Below are 21,216 nucleotides of genomic sequence, written 5' to 3'. Positions count from 1 at the left end.
ATATAGGTAGATTATTTTTTAATAGATTAGGAGGGAAACCATGAAAAAGTTAGTTCAAGCAGCTTTATTGGTTTCGATGGCTAGTACTTTATTAACTTTTCAGACTAGTAATGCCAAAACAATTGAGATTGCTCCACATACTCAAAAAATAGTGAAACAGGATATTCAAAAACCATCTGATACTGACGGTGTTTATGTAAAACAAAATGAAATGGTGCAAATGAGAGATAATACGGAGCTTGCTACGGATATTTACTTGCCATCACAAAATAGTACAGATTTACCGACGTTAATTGCTCGTACGCCATATGGCAAAAAAGATATGAAAACGCAAGCGACATATTTAGCCCAAAATGGATACGCTGTAGTCATTCAAGATGTAAGAGGGCGTTATGACTCAAAAGGAGATTATTATCCTTTTAAAGATGATGGGAAGGATGGATATGACACAATTGAATGGGCAGCAAAACAACTATGGAGTAATGGGAAAGTAGGAACATTTGGGCCATCTGCATTAGGAATCTCACAAAATGCAGCAGCGCTTGAAAATCCATCACATTTAAAAGCTATGTTTAGTTTAGTGCATACAGCTGATTTCTTTAATGAAGCTGTATATAGACAAGGAGTATTAAATCAAGCGTTAATTCAAGGTTGGTTAAATGCACAAAATATTTATCAAATCTTAAGAGTCGATCCAACTAACTTTAATGCGCTAAATAACTCGTATTCTTTATTGGATAGTAATAACTTAATGAAACAATTTAACAAATTAGAATTGCCACTAGGATCGTTTCCAAATTTAAATGAAAAATACATGCCAGCCTATCAAGATATGTTAAATATGAACATAATTGATAAACAAAATCCTATTTGGGATTTATATGAAGCAAACAATATTATGGATAAATTAGATAAAATTCATGTACCTGTTTATCATGTAGGTGGTTTTTATGACATATTTGAAGCTGGAGTATTAAATGCATTTACAGGGTTACAAAATAATGGTGGTATGGGCGCAAGAGGAAACCAAAAATTATTGATGGGACCATGGGTACATCAAAATGTTGGTCAAAATCCAACCTATTTATCAGCAAAAAATGTTGAAGTAGATTTAAATAAAGAAGCGGTTCGCTGGTTTGATTATTGGTTAAAAGGGATCGATAACAATATTATGAAAGAGCCAGCAGTCAAGTATTATGTAACTGGTGAAAATAAATGGGAAACAAGTCCAACTTGGCCAGTTAAAAACGTAAAACAAACGAATTTTTACTTTAATCAAGAACATAGCGGGACAATTAAATCCTTAAACGACGGTAGTTTATCAACAACTTTACCAAAGAAAAATGAAAAACCGAATACGTATGAATATGATCCTGCTCATCCAACAAAGACTGTTGGTGGAAATAATTTAATTATCCCAAGTGGACCAATGGATCAACGTCCTGTTGAAAACAAAGTCTTAACCTTTACATCTAAACCAATGTCAAAAGAGATGAAAATTGAAGGCCCAGCTTCTGCAACTTTATATATTTCATCGAATAAATTAGATACAGATTTTACAGTAAAAGTAACAGATGTTGATTCTAAAGGAACATCCACTTTACTTGAGGACGGAATCATTCGGGCTAAATTTAGAAATGGGCAAAATAAGGTAGCTTTACTGCAAAAGGGAAAAATATATCAAGTGAAGATTAATTTAACAGCTATCAGTCATGTAATACAAAAGGGACATCGCATTAGAATTGATGTTGCAAGCTCTAACTATCCAAAATTTGATCGAAATACAAATACAGGTAACAGTCCTGAGACAGATAAGGTATTCGTAAAAGCATTGAATACACTTTATCATGATTCTGTTCATCCATCGTATGTTACATTACCGATTGTAAATAACTGATTAATTAATAGAAATTCACCCCAAATTGTTTGACGTGAAAACAATTTGGGGTGAATTTATTTTCCGCAATATTAGCTTGGATTTAGTTCTTAAAGTTTTTCTTTACCCGAAGAATAACCTTCAAATAATCGCCCCCCGTATGGTTCAAGAACTTTTTCAGTCAGTTGAATAATTTTGTTTTTCTCACCGGTTTTATAAAAAGCTTCAAAGGCTGCAACAAATTCTTCAGAAAACTTTATATCAAAATGCTTCAAAGAACGAATGAACCATTTTGAAGACCCTATCCAACGATTATTCGTTCTTAAAACAAATTCCTGAATAAGCACTGCTAACGAGTTTGCGATAAAGAGTTCTTCTTGTCGACTTTTACATCCGATTAAATCATCTAGGACGTCCGTTATAAAGTATCGTTTTGTCGTAATTATGTCTTCAGTCCATCTTTCAGGACCATTCTCTAACATCTCTTTAGCTTCTTTTTTTATAGCGCCTATAAATCCATTATCTTTTAAAATAATCCCTTCAAAAATCATTCTTTGTAAACAAGGTTTAGCCCTTTGATAATCTGAGTCAAAATAGTGTTTATAAGATGTCAAATTATGGACAAAAACCTCAATTGCCCAACCAAAATCAATCATTGACTCTCTATATGCTGAGGGTAAACTTTTATCAAAGATGACAATATCAAGGTCAGACGTTTCTGTTGCTTCTCCTCTTACAACACTACCTGCTAATATCGCACCGTGGCAGTTTGGAAAGTGCTTTTCAATAAACAGTTTAGCTGCTTCAATTGGTTTTAATTTCATACTCTTTTCCATTTCCTTCACCTTCCTCAAATTTATTTTTCAAATACATTCTTTTTAAATCCGTAGAATCCCTTTTTATTTAATTAATAAATTTATAATAATATTCAAATATTCGAAATTTAATAAGTACTATTTTTTTTAGGTAAGCTTATATAAAGAGGGGGAATACAGATGTATAGATTACCAATCAATGAATCTAATTTAACCTCAACATCTTTCAATATCATCTAGAATTAACTATGTATGAATAGCAACAAAAGTCATTGGCATTTTTTAATAGTTTCTATTTTTAAATGCTAGTTTTGAGTAAACTTTGTGTTATTATAAAAATTAATTTAAACGGTTATACTTTAAAAGATTGTTGTTTTTGAGATTTGTAACTTTAAAGACAAAAGTTGATTACAACGGAAGGTGCGAGACTCCTGTGGGAATAGCGGGAAGGCTGAGACCCCGCAGGAGCGTATGCGACGAGGAGGCTCAGCTCACGCCCCACGGAAAGCGAGCAACCTGGAGTTGTAATAAACTAACGCATTCTAAAAAAATTAGACAGTCGTATTTCTTTCTATTACTATCTTCTTAAACAAATTTTTATTTGATCTTCAAGTTATAATCTCTTTAAAAAGTGATTTATGTTATTCTAAACATATAATTTTTGAATATAAGGAGTTGTTTAACATTCGTTTAAATAAATTTATTAGTGAATCAGGAAAAGCATCTAGACGTGGAGCAGATAAATTAATCAGTGAAGGTAGAGTTAAATTAAACGGAAAAGTTGCTAAAATTGGTGATACAGTTGAGCCTGGTGACGAAGTGATCGTAAATGGTGAGCATATTCGACTAGCTCGAAATAATGTTTATATTGCATTGAATAAACCAATTGGTGTAACAAGTACAACTGAAAAGAATGTTAAGGGGAATATTATTGATTTAGTAAATCATCCTTTAAGAATTTTTAATATTGGACGACTTGATAAAGATTCCGACGGCTTAATTCTTCTTACAAACGATGGAGATATTGTAAACGAAATTTTACGTGCAGAAAATAAACATGAAAAAGAATACATTGTTTCAGTAGATAAGCCGATCACGCCTGAATTCCTAAAAAAAATGTCTGAAGGAGTCAAAATTTTAGGTACAAAAACTCTACCTTGTGAAGTAAAACAACTTTCAAAATATGATTTTCAAATCATTTTAACACAAGGACTAAATCGTCAAATTCGTCGCATGTGTGAAGCATTAGGATACGAAGTTTTTAGACTTCAACGTACACGAATCATGAACATTCATTTGAACAACTTACCTGTTGGTCAGTGGAGAGACTTAACAAAGAAAGAAAAAACTCAATTATTCAGAGACTTAAACTATGAACCAAATGAATGGTAAAATAGAATAAAAGTCCATTTCTTCATTGAATAATTGAAGTCTTATCTGTATACCGCCTTCAAATGGCGGTTTTTTGTATTCTAAAAAAGTATCCTTTCTTATTAGTTTGCAATATAATTTAAATATTCAATATATTATGAGCTAGTTAAAAGTTAAATATAGAGAGGAGAAATAGGAAATGTTTAGATTACCAATTAATGATTCTATTTATCTTAAATTAATGCTTCCGAAAGACGCTGAAATATTAGTATCAGCTTTAAAAGAAAATCAAGAACAGATTAAGCAGTGGTTAATTTGGGCAGTTAATTTGCCAACAGTTGACGTTTACAAGAAAGAGATAATTCCTACTTGGTTACAAAAATTTGCAAATAATAATGGGTTTGAAGCTGCAATTTTTGTTAATGATGAGCTAGCTGGAATGATTGGGCTTCATTACATAGATTGGAACAATAAAACAACTGAAATGGGATACTGGCTAGGTGAAAAGTTCCAAGGAAAAGGAATAATGACAAAGACGGTTGAAAAATTAACAGATTACTGTTTTGAAGAACTTGAGTTAAACCGAATAATGATTAGAGCCGTTGATGAGAATACGAAAAGTAGAGGCATTCCAATTCGAATAGGTTTTGTTGAAGAGGGGATAACTAGAGAAGCGCAGCTCCTTCATGGGAAATACTGTGATTTAGTGAATTATAGTCTATTACGAAAAGATCGAAATTAAGGATTAAAAATAAAAGGAATACATGATGGAAACTTTTACAATAAGAGCGATTAAAGTTATTAAAAATATTCCGCCTGGGAAAGTAATGACTTATGGTCAAGTTGCGAGTTTGGCAGGAAGTCCTAGGGGTGCAAGGCAAGTCGTAAGAATTTTGCACTCAATGAGTAAAAAGCATAACCTTCCATGGCATCGGGTGATTAATTCAAAAGGTCAAATTGGATTACAAGATGACGAGAGTTTTAATACTCAAAGATTAACCCTTGAGAGTGAAGGGGTTGAATTTAGTGGAGAACGACAAATTGATCTTTCATTATTTCAATATCATCCAGGACTAATTGAGTATGAATAAAAGACAAAAGCTACTGAAATCTATCAGTAGCTTTTGTTAATATATGATTCACTAAAATACTAAATAAGTTAGAAATGTTAATGTGAGTAATCCAAAAAAATTATATAGGCTAAATTTTATTAAATATTTTTTATTCTCCTGTGGATGCTCCTTAATAAATAGTTTATATGAAATTACACTAGCGAGAGAAGCGATAAGTGTACCCAGCCCTCCTAAATTAACACCTAATAACAATGGTTTCCAATTAGCGGTAAACTTAGATAAAAGAATTGATGCCGGTACGTTACTTATAAATTGACTAAAAAAAATCGAGTTAAAATAAACTGAAGTCGTACTGTTTAAATGATCAATCATATAATGGCTGATTATTTTTAACTTGGAAATATTTCCTATAAAAATAAAGAAACAGATAAAAGTAATCAGTAAATAATAGTCAATTTTAAATAGTAGTTTTCGATCAAGAATAAAAACAGTTAATAAGGTAATGATTAATGCCAACTTATAATTTAACACGCCAAGTATAGAAGCTGTAATAAAACAAAATACAATCATCCATATGATAGACTTTTTTGGATTGTGTATTTTTAAAACTGGTAGCTCTATTTCTAATGATTTATTGTTAAGTCTATGATTAAGAATAAAAAGTAATAGAACCCCAAAGAAAAATAATAAAAAAACAGTCATAAAAAATTCAATCGGTTCAAGTTTGTAATGGGAATAAATATATAGATTTTGTGGATTACCCATTGGTGTTAGACTACTACCGATATTAGCAGCTATTGTCTGAAGTATTATAGTCTCAAGCATTAAAATGTTTGTTTTTTTACTAATAATGAGCGTCAAAGGGACAAAAGTAATAAGTGCTACATCATTTGTTACCAACATAGAACTAAAAAAGCATAATAAAATTAACATCATCGAAACTTTACGGCTATTACTACATTTATTCAGAATAACAATTGCTAGCCGATCCAATAATTTTAATTCCTCGAAAGCTTTTACTACAATCATTAGATTAAACAAACTAACAAGTACTTTAAAATTTATAAAATGAAGTTGTGGAGTATAGAACATACAACTCATCAAAGCTAATACAAGAGATAAAGTAAAAACAATATCCTTTTTAAAAATATTTATTTTTGAAAGTGGGATTTTCTCTTGAAGTCTATAAAGTAATTCTCCCATATAGTTCCTCCGAATTGTTAAGCTAACACAGTATTATACCATACTCAAAATTAATCACTCTCAAAAAATATATAGATAGGGAAAAATTAAAAATAGGCTCTTGTCAAAAAGATTATTGTCTTCTTAGATTTTGTTCCATTGTAAAATAACAATAATGCGAAAATAGGTAAAAATTAAAAGAGTTAAAAAATTAAGAATTTATGGTAAAATATAGAAACTGTCGAAAGGAGGACCACGATGAAATTATTTAAAGAAACCATTAATCATTTTAAGCCTTATTGGAAAGGTCTTTTGTTTGCACTTATTTGTTCAGGGATCGCGGGTGTATTTACAATCATTCCTCCAGTTTTAACAGGTAAAATTGTTGATCTTATTTTAGATAAAGGGAATATAAACCGATTATCGCTTTATATTATTGGGATTATGGTTTGTTTCCTTTTTAAAGTTATTTTTGAATCAATTCAGGAATTTACTCAAGTTAAAATTGGTCTAGATGTCATTTCTGATATGCAATTAAGAGCATTTAAAAAATTACATAAGACACCAATGTCATTTTTTACGACTACACCTAGAGGTGATATGTTGTACCGTTTAACACATGATGTAGAATCGATTCAGAATTTAAATAATACAGTTATTCCAAGATTCTTGCAGCAAATCATCGGTGCAATTGCAGCATTTGTAGCCGTTATATCACTTTATTGGCCGGCAGCTGTCCTCATGTTAATTGTATTTATCATTTATTTAATCCCTTCATTTATGATCAGTAAAAAAGTCCGGAAAATGGGTGCAATCCAACGTGAAATGAGTGCAGATATGTATCATCACTTACAGGAAAGTATTGAATCTGTTCGTCTAGTTCGTACATTTCAAACTCAGCATCATGAAATGAGAAAACAAGAAACAAAATTAGCAAATTGGAAGAGTTTTTCCATTCGAGCTGCTTTAATTGGTAAATTTAATTGGAGATTAGGAAATGTCTTTAATAATGGTGCTCCAGGTGTATTAATGCTCCTGGGAGGTTTTGCAATATGGAGAGGTGACATTTCTATTGGAACTATTATCGCTTGTCTAGGGTTCATACCAACAATGTTCCTTCCTATTCGTTCACTAGCTGAAAATGCATTAACCATCCAACAAGCAATTCCAGCATTACAACGAATTTATGAATATTTTGAGTTGCCAAGTGAGCAAGAAGAGAATTTACCTTTAATTGAAAATATTAGAGGAGATATTGAAATATCAAATTTGTATTTTCGCTATCCTGATACAAACGAAGATGTCTTAAAAGGAGTATCCCTAAACATTAAAGCTGGACAACATATTGGGATTGTTGGTACTAGTGGTGGTGGGAAAAGTACACTGATCCAATTATTACTTGGTTTATATCCGCCAAGAGAAGGATTCATCACAATTGATGGACAGAATCTAAAAGAAATTGAGTGTAATTCATTTAGAAGACAAGTAGGAGTTGTTTCTCAAGAAACATTCTTATTAAATAGTACTCTACGAAAAAACTTATTGTATGCAAATCCAAATGCCTCAGAAAAAGAACTTGTAGATGCAGTGGAAGCTGCTGGATTGCTAGAGTGGGTTCATTCGTTACCGGGAAAATTTGAAACGATTGTTGGAGAAAGAGGATTAAAGCTTTCCGGAGGACAACGTCAACGTGTTGCCTTAGCAAGGACGATTCTTCGTCATCCACCGATTATGATTTTTGATGAAGCAACCTCTTCTTTAGATGGAGAAACGGAAGAAAAAGTACAGTCGTCACTTGAAGCATTAATCCCTGGAAGAACAACGATTACGATTGCTCATCGACTAGTTACTGTAAAAGATGCAGATAAAATTGTTCTCTTAGATCAAGGAGTAATCGCTGAAGAAGGTACACATGAGGAACTACTTTCTCTAAAAGGGCAATATTATCAACTTTATATGGCTCAATATAGTGAATTAGAAAAGGAGAGAGTAGGATGAGTCAATCTATTTCTTCACAGGCAAATAAAAATAGAGATGGCAGAAGAGTTTTAGCTTTTTTGAAGCCTCATCGTAAATGGGTATTTGCAGATTCCTTTGTCATTGCCCTTAGTCAAGTGTGTGGTGCACTCATTCCGACTCTCGCGATGGGATGGTTTGTAGATAAGATTGTACCAAATCATTCAAGCACATTGCTATGGGGATTAATGTGGTTAATGCTATTTGCAGCAGTTCTTGACTTAATTTTAATGGTTATCGATGAATATTTTTGTCATCATGTAGCTAAGTCAGTAACAAATTGGCAAAAGCTAAGGTTATTCCGTCACCTACATATTTTACCTTATTCATTTTTTCATCAAAATCAGTCTGGTGAAATGCTGGCAAGAGTGTCAGATGATCCAGATACGTTGCATAATTTTCTTGCATGGGAAGGCTCAACCTTTATGGCATCAGTACAAGGCGTTGCTATCTATAGCGTAGTACTTTTGTGGATTCACCCATATTTAATGTTAGCGAGTATTGTTTTAGGAATTATTTTTTATTGGGCTTCGAATAAAGTTGGAGAAAGCACACGAAATTCTTCTGCAGAGGCAAGAAAGGAAGCCTCCCGATATTTAGAAAGATTAAGAGAATCTGTGACTGGTATTCACTTATCTAGAGTTCTAGGGGTTTCAGATTTTGAAGTAGAAAGTGTTTCTGAAATTCGTCAATCTTTTGTGAAACAATCTGTGAATGAGTTGAAAGCAAGAATGAAGTCTATTGTTGTAGTTGGAAGCTACAATGGGGTAGCGTTAGCAATTGTTTATTCAATTAGTTACTACTTAATTCAAAACGGTAGTATGACTACAGGGAAAATGTTGACAGCGGGCGGCCTTGTTACAATTGCAGCAAATGAAATGCAAAGAATGCTGAGAAACTGGTTATCTGTTAGAAGAACAGGTCCAGCATTAGATCGATCTGAATTATTACTATCTGAAAAGCCTTCACAAGCGGAAACAAATGAAGGAATAAAAATAAATGAGCTAAAAGGAAAAATAGCATTTAAAAACGTTCAATTTGGCTATCCTTCAAAATTGGAAAACGTACTACAAAATTTATCTTTTGAAGTAGAAGCTGGTAAAGCAGTGGCAATTGTTGGACCAAGTGGATCTGGAAAATCTACAATTGTAGATTTGTTGCTTCGTTTTTATGATCTTGATAGAGGAACAATTTTTGTGGATGGTACAAATATTGAAGAAATTGATACTGGGTGGCTGCGTCAACAAATAGCAGTTGTATCTCAAGATATTCAATTACGAAATGGAACCTTAGCAGATAACCTTAGAATTGGGAATGAAAATGCTACTGACGATGAGCTAATTGCAGCTATAAAAGATAGTGGTTTACTAGATTACTTGGAATCTTTGTCAGATGGATTATACACGAATGTTGGAGAACGAGGTAGTTTGCTATCAGGAGGACAAAAACAAAGATTATCACTAGCAAGAGCACTTTTGAAAAATGCGCCAATATTAATTTTAGATGAAGCGAGCTCTGCTCTTGATCCAATAACTGAGACTCAAATTAATGAAGCGATCCAAAAGAGAATGTCACATCAAACAATTATCATCATTTCACATAGACTATCTACGGTCTTATCAGCTAATGAAATTGTTGTAATCGAAAATGGGGCAGTAGTCCAAAAAGGAACACATGAACAATTAATTAATGAAGAAACTGGCGTGTATAATCGACTGTTTAAACGTGAGGCTGAAACAGGTGAACATGTTATTCAAACATTCAGTTAACACATAAAAAGTACACAAATTTTATGTGTACTTTTTGTTTGCTTTTTTACTATAACCTTTAAAAATAGGATGGGGAGGCTTGTTGATGGATAACAAATAAAAACATGCTATTGATTGCAGGGAAATAGGAAAATACGAAGAGTCGAAGGGGATTCTATTAGATTTAGTTGAAACTTCAACTAATCCAGAAGTATTTTTCCAATGCGCATGGACTCACGATTCATGGTTTAGAGTCAGATGCAATTGTTTATTATGAAAAAGCAATCGCTTTAGGATTATCTGGAGATAGTTTACTAGGTTGTTACATTGGGTTAGGTAGCTCCTTACGTTGTACAGGACAATATGAGAAAGCTAACGTTGTTTTCAGCGAGGCTCTAGTAAAGTTTGAAGAAAACGATGGATTAAAAACATTTCTTGCGATGACGAAATATAATTTAAAAGAATATGAAGAGGCTATGAAGTTATTACTATCAATCGTTGTAAAAGTAGAGGGTGTAAATAAATTCGAAAAAGCAATTGGTTTTTATCAGCATCACTTAAATGATATTTTTAAGTAACATATTTACCTTTTAAGAGGGATGGACATATTTGAAAATGGCCCATTAAACTGAGAAAGTGGACCATAAAAGTGAGGAAACGGCCCATATAATATGAAAAGTGGACCATATAAAATGTGATGACCGATAAAATAGAGCAAGTGACTGATATATTTGAAAAAATGACCGATAAATTGCAGGAAACGACTGATATTTTGGTGGAGATGACTGATAAAATGATAGGACTGACTGATATTTCTTAAGCTAGACAAAAAGATAGTGGAGATGGTTGGTTTATCATCAAAAACGGTTGAATAAACTTGCTCCATAAAAGATAAAGAAAAGTATAATAGCAAACTAGTAGAATGAATATTTGTATTGAAGGTGGTGATAGTTTTGGAAACTTTACCATGCCAGGGCTGTAAGGGATTGTGTTGTGGTCCAGTTCCAGTGACTGAAATGGAACTAAAGAAAATTAAAAAGAAAATAAAATCAATGCCATCTAAAATGAGATCAGATTTAGAAAATCAAACTAGATATTATGGTACATGTATTTTTTATGATTTAGAGAAAGATCGGTGTGGAATTCATTCTGTTAGACCTGATATTTGCCGTAAGTTTGGTTATTACAAAGAATTAGTTTGTTTTCGAAAACCAGAATTAGCTACGAAAAATTTAGATCAAACAAGCAGTGAATCACATGTTGGCATTCTCTCAATGGACTTTACTTGGAAAGATTTTAAGTAATAAGTGATTTAGATAATATTAAAACAAAGACTTGTGACTAAGATATCTCAAGTCTTTGTTTTTAAAAATAGTTACTAGTAGTCTATGTAATGGGTCAGATTATCTTAAAGTAGCCTTTTCTACAATAATATTAAAGGAATTTCAATAACCATCCGCCAATGATCCCGACAATAACAATAACCCACGGTGGTAATTTCCAATAAACAAGCATACTAAACAATACTGCTGCGAAAGCAAAATCAATTGATGTGAAGATGGAACTCGTCCAGATTGGATTATAAAATGCTGCAATTAATATCCCTACAACTGCGGCATTTACCCCCATTAATGCCCCTTTAATTTTTGGATTATGACGTAAAGTATTCCAAAAAGGTAAAGTACCAACGATAAGAAGAAATGCTGGTAAGAAAATAGCGAATGTGGCGAATAAACCACCTAACCATCCGTTGAAAACAGTACCTAAATACGCAGCAAATGTAAAGAGCGGACCAGGTACGGCTTGTGCAGCTCCATAACCAGCAAGGAATGTTTCTTTACTTAACCATCCAGTTGGAACAAATTCGCGTTCAAGTAAAGGTAATACTACATGACCTCCACCAAACACTAATGATCCTGATCGATAAAAGCTATCGAACATCGCAATCCAGTGAGATGAAGATATTCCCCTCAAAATTGGGAGGATAATTAATAAACCAAAAAATAGACTTAAACAAAAAATGGCAAAACCACGTGACACTGGAAACTGTATATTGGATTCTTCACTTTCATTATGTTGTTTATAAATCAAAAAACCTGCTAAAGCAGAAAGTAATATGACACTGACTTGAGTATAGGCTGTTTGCCATAGTAAGGTGCCAACTAAAGCGAATAATGCAATTGACTTTCTTTGTAAATCAGGGACTAACTTTTGAGCCATACCTAATATAGCTTGTGCTACAACTGCCACAGCTACGATTTTTAAACCATGAATCGGGCCTGCTCCACTTAAATGCGTTCCTTGCATAAGAAGTGCGAAAAGAATAAGTGCAATTACGGAAGGAAGTGTAAAACCTAAAAATGCTAATACCCCGCCAATAATGCCCCCGCGTAACACCCCAATTCCTATTCCAACTTGACTACTAGCTGGTCCGGGTAAGAATTGACATAAAGCTACTAAATCGGCATAGCTCTTTTCGTCTATCCATTTTCTTCTACGAACATATTCTTCATGGAAGTATCCTAAATGCGCAATTGGCCCACCAAATGATGTTAAACCAAGTTTAGTCGAAACGAAAAGTATTTCTATAAGTGCCTTGATGTTTACTTTTTTCATATCATCTATCCTTTGTTGTACTACTTAATTATCTATACAGAATAAAGTTTCTAATAAAACGTAATAATCTCAAGATAACATGTAGAAATTTATTTTTTCAATACTAGAGAAAGAAAATTACAAAACATTTACATTTGTTTTGAAAACAACTAGAAAGAGGGGAAATAAAAAAACATGTCGAATTTATTTATACAATTAGAACCATTTAGAGGTGTATAAAAATGATAAAAGACACAGTTGAAGATTTAGTAATTAGACCAATTACAGAAGTGGACATACCTATATTATGGCAACTTCGCTATAAAGAAAAATCACCAGAATGGAAAAAGTGGGATGCACCATATTATGAGCTTATCCAAATTCCATTTGAAGAGTATGTAGAAAGCTCAACGCAAATGATCGTAGAAGATAATCAACGAATCATTGAGGTAAACGGGAAGATTATCGGAACTGTTATTTATTATTGGGAGCATAAAGCATCGAATTGGTTAGAAATGGGGATTGTTATTTATAACCCTAATTATTGGAATGGTGGTTACGGTACAAAAGCTTTAAGTCTGTGGATCGATCATCTGTTTACTACTTTACCATTAGTAAGAGTCGGATATACAACATGGTCAGGTAATGAGCGAATGATCAAAGTTGGAGAAAAGTTAGGAATGACGATGGAAGCTAGACTCCGTAAGTGTCGTTTGTATGGTGGAGTTTACTATGATTCTATTCGAATGGGATTATTACGTGAAGAATGGGAACAAAGCAGTAAAAAAGATTATAAACTAAATAACTTTAGTATGTAATAAAGTAATTGCTCATATAAGTAAACATAATATGAATGGGTTGGAGGAGAGGTTGATGTCTGAAGATAAAAAGAATGAACATATTCACTGGATGGATGATGTCTATAAAACTTATGAAAAAAATGCTGGAGATGAGAAGCCATCTTGGTTTGGAAAGCCTCTTCCTAAAAGTGTTTTAAAGGGAGATATATTTTCAGGGATATTAAAAGAAGCTGGATTTCTTCCAGATTGGATTAAACTTCAAAAAGAAATACATCAACAAATGGAAAAGTGTCTTACACTGATTCATACAAATAGTAAACCGAAAGAAGTAGAGGAACAATTAGTATTAATTAACGAGAAAATAAAGAAATATAATCGACTGTGTCCTACTATTCTACAGAGAATGAACGTAGATAAGGAAAATATTGAACACCTTTTCTCAGCTTGGAAACAATAGAATACTTAATGAGTCTATTATTATTAATAACTGGAACTTTTGTATCTAGACGTAATAAGAATAATAATAAATTGAAACAAAGGAAGTCTGTAAAATGAATAGACTTTCTTTTTTTATTTAGAAAGGTAAATTCAATAAACAGTTTTTGAAATTTTTAGAAATATTTTTAAATTTAAACTTGTAAAATGAATCGCGTGTCATTTATAATAATGACACACAGTTCATTTATTTTTTATTCACAGAGAAAGTGGTGTCTTTATGTCTCCAAAAATTTCGGAAGAACTGAAAGAAAAAAGAAAGCAGCAAATACTTGAGGCAGCAGAGCGCGTCTTTATTCGCCTTGGTTACGAACCTGCAACGCTTAAGGATATTGTAGAAGAGACTGGAATGAGCCGAGGTTGGATTTACCTTTATTTCCAAACGAAAGAGGAAATTTTCTTAGCGCTTATGGAAAAATTTGATCAAGGAAACTTTCAGGCGATAAATGAGTTACTTCAAAATTCACATAAGATATGGCCAGTTATTGAAACGATCTTTACTGAGCAAAAAAAGGATTTTCCTTCCATTACAAAATCCATGGCCCCAGCTCTTTACGAATACTTCATTACTGGTTGGCGTGATGAAAATCGTAGAAAACATTTGTCACTTCGGTTTGAGAAAGCCGTCGATAAATTAGAAGAGATGATGCAGATTGGTGTAGAGAAAGGGGAATTCGTACCTACTATGCCGTTACCGCTCCTTGCGAAAATCATTGCTTCCCATATTGAAGGGATAATGGTACACGCAATGGCAGTTGGTTCAGAAAAGTCGGAATCAGAAAGTCAGATTGATGCGTTGATTTCTTATATCAAGTTACTACTAGGCGTAAACAGCACAGAGCAGTAAGACCCTCACCTCTAGATTCAGAGATGAGAAGAAGAAGGGTGGATCAAAACTGCCTGTAAAACCTAATTGGTTCAACTAGCCATCAGTGGGAATAAAAACACCATTGATGGAAGATTCACTTTAATAAAAAAATTAATATGAAAGTGGAGGTTTAAAAATGCAATTATTTAAAAATGTCACGTTTACTAAAATGTTTCTTGCGACATTTGCCTCTCAACTTGGGACTGTTGTAGGGAATATGGCGTTTGCTTTTTATCTGCTAGATCGGTTTAGTAGCCAACCATATTATGCAACTTTAGCTGAACTGATGTATTCTTTACCAACTCTTGCGGTCTTCTTATTTGTCGGTGTCATAGCTGACCGACTTGACCGGAAACAGATAACAGTCAATAGTGACTGGATTAGAGCTGGCTTATCCGTATTCCTCTTGATTGCTGTACATTGGAACTGGATCATTCCTGCTTTCGTGCTTTTATTTCTGCGAAGTGCCGTTTCAAAATTCTTTGCACCTGCTGAGATGAGTCTACTACAAGGCATTATGAGTTCAGAGCAGTATGTTCAAGCTGCTGGATTAACCCAAACAATAACAGGATTATTTATGCTCTTTGGCATGGGGTTAGGTTCTTTAACCTACCATTATCTCGGGATTGAATGGGCTGTGATAATTGATGGAATAAGCTTTATCATCTCTGGTATTTTACTAATGTCCTGTCATTTTTCTCCTGAAGTACGTCAGCCGAATGGAAAAATTCATCTACGTGATCTTAAATTTCGTTCAATGGTGGCTGATTTTGGCGAGGGTTTTCTTTATATAAAAAATCATCAACTACTTCGTTCGATCATCGCTGGATTTCTCATTTTTGGTGTGGTTAATGGTGTGTTTGCTATACTTCCAATTTTTACGATGAAATACAAACTAAGCCCGGACCACTACCAGTTATATTCCTCACTTTTCACAATCTTTCTTGGGATGCTAATGTTGTCCTTGGAGGGTGGCTTCCAGAATTAGTGGAATCGAAAAATATGGGTAGGGTCAGCGCATGGATCGAACCCCTAATGATGTTAGGCCAATCTGCTACCCTTGGATTAATTGCACTTGCCTTTCCAAAGTTGATCACCCTTGATGTACTTTATCTATTGATCGGAATATTACTATTGGTAGTCGGTATATTTTACTGGCTTGTACTGCCATCTTTAAATCGGAAACATCAAGCAGAAGTGGGAGAGAGTGTTGCTTTGGAATAGATAATTTCGAGTGAAAAAAGAAACTCTAGAGAATAACATTCCTTATTAAATTAGGGTATTTGCTGGATTTAAAAGATGGTATTAAAAAATTAAGAGGGATTAGGTGCAGTGACCTAATCCCTCGATTTTTATTTAAGAGTCTTTATATTTTAAATTTGCTGATTGTCGATTGTAACTCTTCTGCAATATTTGCTAAGTTCGTAGAAGATGAGGTGACTTCTTCAGATGAAGCTGCCAACTCTTCAGCAGAAGCTGAAACGGTTTGTGATCCAGCTGCTGATTCCTCTGCGATTTGAGATACTTTGTTAATTGCTTCGATTACTTGTTCAGCTCCAGCTGACATTTGTTCCATTGCCACAGATACTTCCTCAACTTGATTTGAAACATCTTGTATAGCGTTTTGTATTAACTTAAACGATTCTCCAGCTGTTCCTACAAGACTAATTCCATCACTAACTTCTTTTGCCGTTTCTTCCATCGATTTGACAGCTACAGTAGTTTCTTCTTGTATTGCAAAAATTAGTTCGGAAATTTGTTGTGATGATTGAGATGATTGTTCTGCTAATTTACGAACTTCATCAGCTACTACAGCAAAACCTTTGCCATTTTCTCCAGCTCTTGCCGCTTCAATAGCAGCATTTAACGCAAGTAAATTTGTCTGGCTAGCGATATCTGAAATTACTTTTGTAATATTACTAATTTCTTTTGAGCGACTACCTAAATTTTTTATTACATCAGAAAGCTGAGTAACATTAACATTGATATTATTCATTTGATTTATTGAGGTTTCGATTACTTTAGTACCTTCACTTGATTTATCCGAAGCTTGTAATGCTGTTGTTGTTACTGATTTAGTACTTTGAGCTACTTGATTTACACTTACTGCTATCTCATTAAGAATTCTAGATGTTTCTTCTGTTCCTTTTGCTTGTTCTTCAGAGCCTGCAGATAATTCTTGGATCGTTCTTGACATTTCATCATTTGCTGCACTACTTTCCTCTGCACTTGCTGCTAACTCTTCGGCAGAAGCTGCAACTTGTTGGGAAGTAAAAGTAATGTTGTGAATCATTTCTCTTACACCGTTAATCATATGATTAAAGGAGTTTGTTAAAAATCCAATTTCATCTTTAGATTGATAGTTACCTTGAACAGTAAAATCGCCTTCCTCGGCTTGTTTCATTAAATTTTGAATGTCTTTCACAGGATTTACAATCATTCTAGTTATGAGGATTCCAACAGTAATGCAAAGAGTAATTGAAGCTAATATGATTATCATAAGGAATATAGAAGCATTAGTTAAATCGCTTTGATTTTGCTTATTTAAATTTTGGGCAACCGTTTGATTAATACTAACTAGTTTATCAATCGTTTTTTCGACTTCTTGTCTCTGTGGTTTAACGATATTTACATACATTGAATAAGCTTCTGTATTTTTATTTTGAAGAGCCAAGTCTAATACATTTTGACGAGATGTTCTAAGTTTATCAATATTTGCTTCATACTCATTTAATAGATTCGTTTCTTCACGAGTTAACTTTATTTTCTTGTAAGAATTATATAAATCACTATCTTCTTGGATATTTTGTGAAATTTTATCATTTAAGTCTTTATTAAGAGACGGATCAGTTGTGAGCATTAATTCTAATGTATATTGGTCAATAGCTCGAGTGTTAGTTGCTATTTTACCCCACCATAATATAGGTAATAAATGACTTTTATACATATCATTAGATTTTTGCGCCATTGTATTCATATTTCTGTAGCCAGAAAAGCCTACTACAAATAACGCGATGACTGCAATAGAAATTAATACAGTTAATTTATTTCCAATTGTAATATTACGTAGAAATTTCATATATTCTAACCTCCAATTCATGTTTTCTATAGAGAGAGCATTTTCATTCTAAACCTTAAATAATTATGCAATGATTTACTTGTTAAAGTTATGAGTCCTCCTAGATTACAAATCCCAAATTTTACAACATTTTCCATTATAAAGTAAAAAAGTCGAAGTATGTAAAAGTTTTTAAATTATTAAAAAAATTTTAATGTTTAGTATTGAAAAGAAAATCAGAGAATCCAAGCTTCTTTCTTTCTATCGGATATAATTTCGATAATTTTCCAATAAAAATAAAAAAAGTCGCCAAAAAGCGACTTTTTTAAAAAAGGAAAATATTATTTTTTTACAGGTTTAAATTGTTCCGCTAATTTTGTAACATCAGGAATTCCTAATCCTGTTGCCTGATTATAAATAGTACCAGGTGTTCCAGTATAGAATAGATTATCGTTATCTGCGCCTTGTTTATTTAATGGTGTAAAAGGTGAAGATGCTTGCCCAGCAAAACGATAAATTTGTGGGTTCCAGAAACCTACTTGTGTATTGTCTGCACTATTAATTAAAGCTGATAACCCATTTAATTGTGGAGCTACAAAACTTGTTCCACCGTACGTAGCAAAACCAGCATTTGTCCCAGGTTGACCAGGATCACTAAAATAAACAGCGTATCCAGTGTATGGGTCTGCAGCCATTGAAAGATCTGGAACGTTTCTTCCTGTTCCAACTCCTGATACGTTCGTAGGCTGTTTAAATGTAGCATTCGATAAATCGGAACTAATATTCCATTCATCAACAGCTGAGAAGGTATTTACACCACTTACACCTTTTTGATAATCTGGTGTGCTGAAATAGCTGCTGAAACCTCCTCCTCCGCCACTGAATAAGAATGCGTCAGGTCTATTTCTTGCAGTGAAATAATCATGAAGATAATCCCATCCCCATGCTCTTTCTTCACTTACCTTCACATCAATTCCTGTAGAACTAGAATGGAATTGGAAAGGTAGTGTCGTTCCGCCTGCCGCTGTAATGAAAGGACTTGAAGCCGGGAAGTCGGTTGTAAGTTTATATACTGGATTTTCTCCTCTTGTTTCATCGTATGCACCTGCATCACCTGCTGATGCGAACATGGAAATCCCTTGCGCAGCTGCTTGCATAAATAATTGATTAAAGGATTCTTCGTATTCTGGAGCTTCTAGTTGTTGTTGTACATAAGAGTCGATACTTAGTTCACTTTGCCCCCAACTAACAGAAATTTGTTTTGCTTCGTTATCATTAATTGATTTTGAAAATGCATCGATGAATCCAGTATCAGTATTCGGTCCTACATACACATGTATGTCAGCCTGTGGAGCAATTGCACCTGATTGTTCTACATCGAGTGTTGTTTCGTCATAGCCATTAAAGCCGGATCCTCCGTCAACATCTGAAACATTAATCCGATTAGGCTTTGTAGGGATCCCTACATTGTCCCAAAATTTATACGCATCGTCTGGGTTAAACTCTGCTAATGTTACAATGCCGATTGTTTGGCCGGCCCCGGTTGCTCCTTTTTGGTAAAGAGGAGTAACATTGTAATGATTCTGAAGGTCTTTTGGTAAAAGACTTAACGGTCCTTTTGGAACGTCATTAGGATCTAAAGCCACTGGTTGTTTGACAGCTCTTGATTCTAGGTTTGAATAATTATTTAATCCTAAAATACATAAAATATTATTTGCTATTTTTTTTGGAAGTTCAGGTTTTTTCTTAGTCGCGTGGATTTTTTTTCCTTTATAACTAGCATGTTGCAATTCTATATTTAACGCATTATTTAATTGAGCAACAGTTCCAGTAGCGGTAATAATTAAATTATTGGGATGAACATTAGTAGTTATGCCATAGCTTTTTAAGAAAGAGGTAACGGAATTGATAAAGCTTGTGCTAGGTGAAAATTTTGCTTTAAATTCATTGACATTGAGGTATTTCCGGAAATGTGGTGAGTTTGGTGTGACGGTTTCTTTAATATACTTTTCTAAATCATCCTTATTTTGAAGCTTCATGACAAAATCTACTGTTACAACTTCATTTGGATCCATATCGCCAAAATAATTGGTTCCTTGAAGAATTGCAGCACCTGTCCCTTGTGGAACTACTTGATTTTTTTCTGCTGCAACCTTTAAAGAAGGTGTGCCGGCAAATAATAGAGAGCTTGCCGCCGCTACAGTCAATAAATTATTTTTCCAATTTTTCAAAAAAAATCCCTCCTAATAATTTTATTTATGTAAAACTCTCGTGGCTGAAATACTTCGTGTTTACACAAAGCATTTAAAATGAAAATATACTATTTTTAGAGAGAATATCATTAGATACAAATTAAATATTTATAATATTCTGCTTATTCGGAAAAGTTCGATGTTAAAAGACATTTTTTTTAATTCGATTTATAAAACATTAAATACTAGAGGGGATTGACTAGTTTGGTAGAAAGTATTAATCAATGAAAGAGAAGAGCATATTTTGATGATGCTTTTTTTTGATAATGAACAAATGAATAGTAGGAGTGGAAGTTATTTGATGATTGTAGATAAAGACATAAAAGTAGTTATTGGAGCTGGAGAATTTATAAATAATCCTGGTTGGTTGTATACACAAGAAGATGAGCTAAATTTATTAAAGAAGGAACACTGGCAGAAAATGTTTTCTCCAGATTCAATAACTGCTATTTTAGCCGAGCATGTATGGGAACATTTAACATTTGAAGAAGGAATTGAGGCAGCAAAAATATGTTATGAGTTTTTGAAGCCAAATGGTTATATACGTTGTGCTGTTCCTGATGCATATTTTCCAAATGAAGAATATCAAAAAGTTGTTCAAGTTGGAGGACCTGGACCTCTCGATCATCCAGCGGCATCACATAAAATTGTTTACTCTTATCAAACAATTATATCAATGTTCGAAAGTGCAGGGTTTACAGTAAAACTACTAGAATATTGCGATGAACAAGGTGAATTTCATGCAGTTTCATGGAAGCCTGAAGATGGAGTAATTTACCGTTCCTTGCCTTATGATCATCGTAATAAAGATGGAGAATTGATCTGTGTATCATTAATAGTGGATGCTATGAAAATAGATTGATTGAAATTGTATGGAGATTATACATTGTAAAGAGATACTACACTAATAAAGAATTAAACGTAAAAAGTGTCTAGTGGACTTATAAAATGTACCCTTTGTAAAGGACATTAAAAAAAGCCTAGGCAACTTTAAGAAGATGATCTCTGTATTGAACAGGGGTCATCTTTTTTAGATTCCATTGGTATCTGTAATGATTGTAATAGGT

At 33.4% G+C, this 21,216-nt stretch carries 17 protein-coding genes and 2 pseudogenes; 13 read left to right on the top strand and 6 right to left on the bottom strand.

Annotated elements, in window-relative coordinates:
- Positions 1-40 precede the first annotated feature (40 nt).
- The gene (locus J5Y03_RS08470; protein ID WP_209404570.1) at positions 41-1,897 is read left to right on the top strand and encodes a CocE/NonD family hydrolase; all 1,857 of its coding nucleotides are present in this window, start codon (positions 41-43) and stop codon (positions 1,895-1,897) included.
- Between the two features lie 89 nt (positions 1,898-1,986).
- Here J5Y03_RS08470 and J5Y03_RS08465 read toward each other — a convergent pair whose 3' ends face one another.
- Positions 1,987-2,712 carry a nucleotidyltransferase domain-containing protein gene (locus tag J5Y03_RS08465; RefSeq protein WP_209404568.1) on the bottom strand — a complete coding sequence of 242 codons (726 nt, stop codon included), beginning with the start codon at positions 2,710-2,712 and terminating at the stop codon, positions 1,987-1,989.
- A 654-nt stretch (positions 2,713-3,366) separates the two neighbouring features.
- Here J5Y03_RS08465 and rluF point away from each other — a divergent pair.
- The 3 genes from rluF (at position 3,367) to J5Y03_RS08450 (ending at position 5,153) form a co-directional block, all read left to right on the top strand.
- Complete coding sequence (gene rluF / locus J5Y03_RS08460; RefSeq protein ID WP_209404566.1) at positions 3,367-4,083, top strand: 23S rRNA pseudouridine(2604) synthase RluF; 717 nt, start codon at positions 3,367-3,369, stop codon at positions 4,081-4,083.
- A gap of 178 nt (positions 4,084-4,261) precedes the next feature.
- Complete coding sequence (locus J5Y03_RS08455) at positions 4,262-4,804, top strand: GNAT family N-acetyltransferase (protein WP_209404564.1); 543 nt, start codon at positions 4,262-4,264, stop codon at positions 4,802-4,804.
- Between the two features lie 25 nt (positions 4,805-4,829).
- Complete coding sequence (locus J5Y03_RS08450) at positions 4,830-5,153, top strand: MGMT family protein (protein ID WP_209404562.1); 324 nt, start codon at positions 4,830-4,832, stop codon at positions 5,151-5,153.
- A 51-nt stretch (positions 5,154-5,204) separates the two neighbouring features.
- Here the strand turns inward: J5Y03_RS08450 and J5Y03_RS08445 are convergent, their stop codons facing one another.
- On the bottom strand, positions 5,205-6,338 hold the full coding sequence (locus J5Y03_RS08445; RefSeq protein ID WP_209404560.1) for an SLC13 family permease: 1,134 nt from the start codon (positions 6,336-6,338) through the stop codon (positions 5,205-5,207).
- A gap of 237 nt (positions 6,339-6,575) precedes the next feature.
- Between J5Y03_RS08445 and J5Y03_RS08440 the strand changes: the two genes are divergently transcribed.
- The 4 genes and pseudogenes from J5Y03_RS08440 (at position 6,576) to J5Y03_RS08425 (ending at position 11,385) form a co-directional block, all read left to right on the top strand.
- Complete coding sequence (locus tag J5Y03_RS08440) at positions 6,576-8,315, top strand: ABC transporter ATP-binding protein (RefSeq protein WP_209404558.1); 1,740 nt, start codon at positions 6,576-6,578, stop codon at positions 8,313-8,315.
- Complete coding sequence (locus J5Y03_RS08435) at positions 8,312-10,102, top strand: ABC transporter ATP-binding protein (RefSeq protein ID WP_209404556.1); 1,791 nt, start codon at positions 8,312-8,314, stop codon at positions 10,100-10,102. The genes J5Y03_RS08440 and J5Y03_RS08435 overlap by 4 nt, the downstream gene beginning before the upstream one ends.
- A gap of 109 nt (positions 10,103-10,211) precedes the next feature.
- A pseudogene (locus J5Y03_RS08430) lies at positions 10,212-10,659 on the top strand (tetratricopeptide repeat protein).
- 375 nt (positions 10,660-11,034) lie between these two features.
- Entirely contained in the window at positions 11,035-11,385 is a 351-nt protein-coding gene (locus J5Y03_RS08425) for a YkgJ family cysteine cluster protein (RefSeq protein ID WP_209404554.1), read from the top strand.
- A gap of 130 nt (positions 11,386-11,515) precedes the next feature.
- Here J5Y03_RS08425 and J5Y03_RS08420 read toward each other — a convergent pair whose 3' ends face one another.
- Positions 11,516-12,697 carry a chromate transporter gene (locus J5Y03_RS08420; RefSeq protein ID WP_209404552.1) on the bottom strand — a complete coding sequence of 394 codons (1,182 nt, stop codon included), beginning with the start codon at positions 12,695-12,697 and terminating at the stop codon, positions 11,516-11,518.
- Between the two features lie 221 nt (positions 12,698-12,918).
- On the opposite strand from J5Y03_RS08420, the gene J5Y03_RS08415 reads away from it, so the two are divergent.
- The 4 genes and pseudogenes from J5Y03_RS08415 (at position 12,919) to J5Y03_RS08400 (ending at position 16,063) form a co-directional block, all read left to right on the top strand.
- Positions 12,919-13,494 (top strand): GNAT family N-acetyltransferase, encoded by a 576-nt coding sequence (locus tag J5Y03_RS08415; protein WP_209404550.1) that lies wholly within the window; start codon positions 12,919-12,921, stop codon positions 13,492-13,494.
- 55 nt (positions 13,495-13,549) lie between these two features.
- Positions 13,550-13,933, top strand: coding sequence for a DnaJ family domain-containing protein (locus J5Y03_RS08410; protein ID WP_209404548.1), 384 nt, complete (start codon positions 13,550-13,552; stop codon positions 13,931-13,933).
- Between the two features lie 258 nt (positions 13,934-14,191).
- Complete coding sequence (locus J5Y03_RS08405) at positions 14,192-14,818, top strand: TetR family transcriptional regulator (protein ID WP_209404546.1); 627 nt, start codon at positions 14,192-14,194, stop codon at positions 14,816-14,818.
- Positions 14,819-14,975: 157 nt separating this feature from the next.
- Positions 14,976-16,063: pseudogene (locus tag J5Y03_RS08400) on the top strand (MFS transporter).
- A 142-nt stretch (positions 16,064-16,205) separates the two neighbouring features.
- Here the strand turns inward: J5Y03_RS08400 and J5Y03_RS08395 are convergent.
- Both J5Y03_RS08395 and J5Y03_RS08390 read right to left on the bottom strand, forming a co-directional pair.
- Positions 16,206-17,918: a methyl-accepting chemotaxis protein gene (locus J5Y03_RS08395; protein ID WP_209404545.1), complete on the bottom strand. Its 1,713-nt coding sequence runs from the start codon at positions 17,916-17,918 to the stop codon at positions 16,206-16,208.
- A gap of 320 nt (positions 17,919-18,238) precedes the next feature.
- A complete protein-coding gene (locus J5Y03_RS08390) occupies positions 18,239-20,128 on the bottom strand; it encodes a S53 family peptidase (RefSeq protein ID WP_209404542.1) in 1,890 nt (629 codons plus the stop codon).
- A 322-nt stretch (positions 20,129-20,450) separates the two neighbouring features.
- Here J5Y03_RS08390 and J5Y03_RS08385 point away from each other — a divergent pair, with 322 nt between their 5' ends.
- On the top strand, positions 20,451-21,011 hold the full coding sequence (locus J5Y03_RS08385; protein ID WP_209405272.1) for a class I SAM-dependent methyltransferase: 561 nt from the start codon (positions 20,451-20,453) through the stop codon (positions 21,009-21,011).
- 118 nt (positions 21,012-21,129) lie between these two features.
- On the opposite strand, the gene J5Y03_RS08380 is transcribed toward J5Y03_RS08385, so the two are convergent.
- Positions 21,130-21,216, bottom strand: an 87-nt coding sequence (locus J5Y03_RS08380) for an IS3 family transposase (protein ID WP_209405270.1), incomplete at its 5' end; no start/stop codon positions are given.

It is taken from the genome of Gottfriedia endophytica, assembly GCF_017814275.1.
In the GTDB taxonomy this organism is placed as follows: Bacteria; Bacillota; Bacilli; order Bacillales; family Bacillaceae_G; genus Gottfriedia; species Gottfriedia endophytica.
Note: the sequence above shows the minus strand (reverse complement) of the source record. Positions and strands in the feature narration are given on the sequence as shown.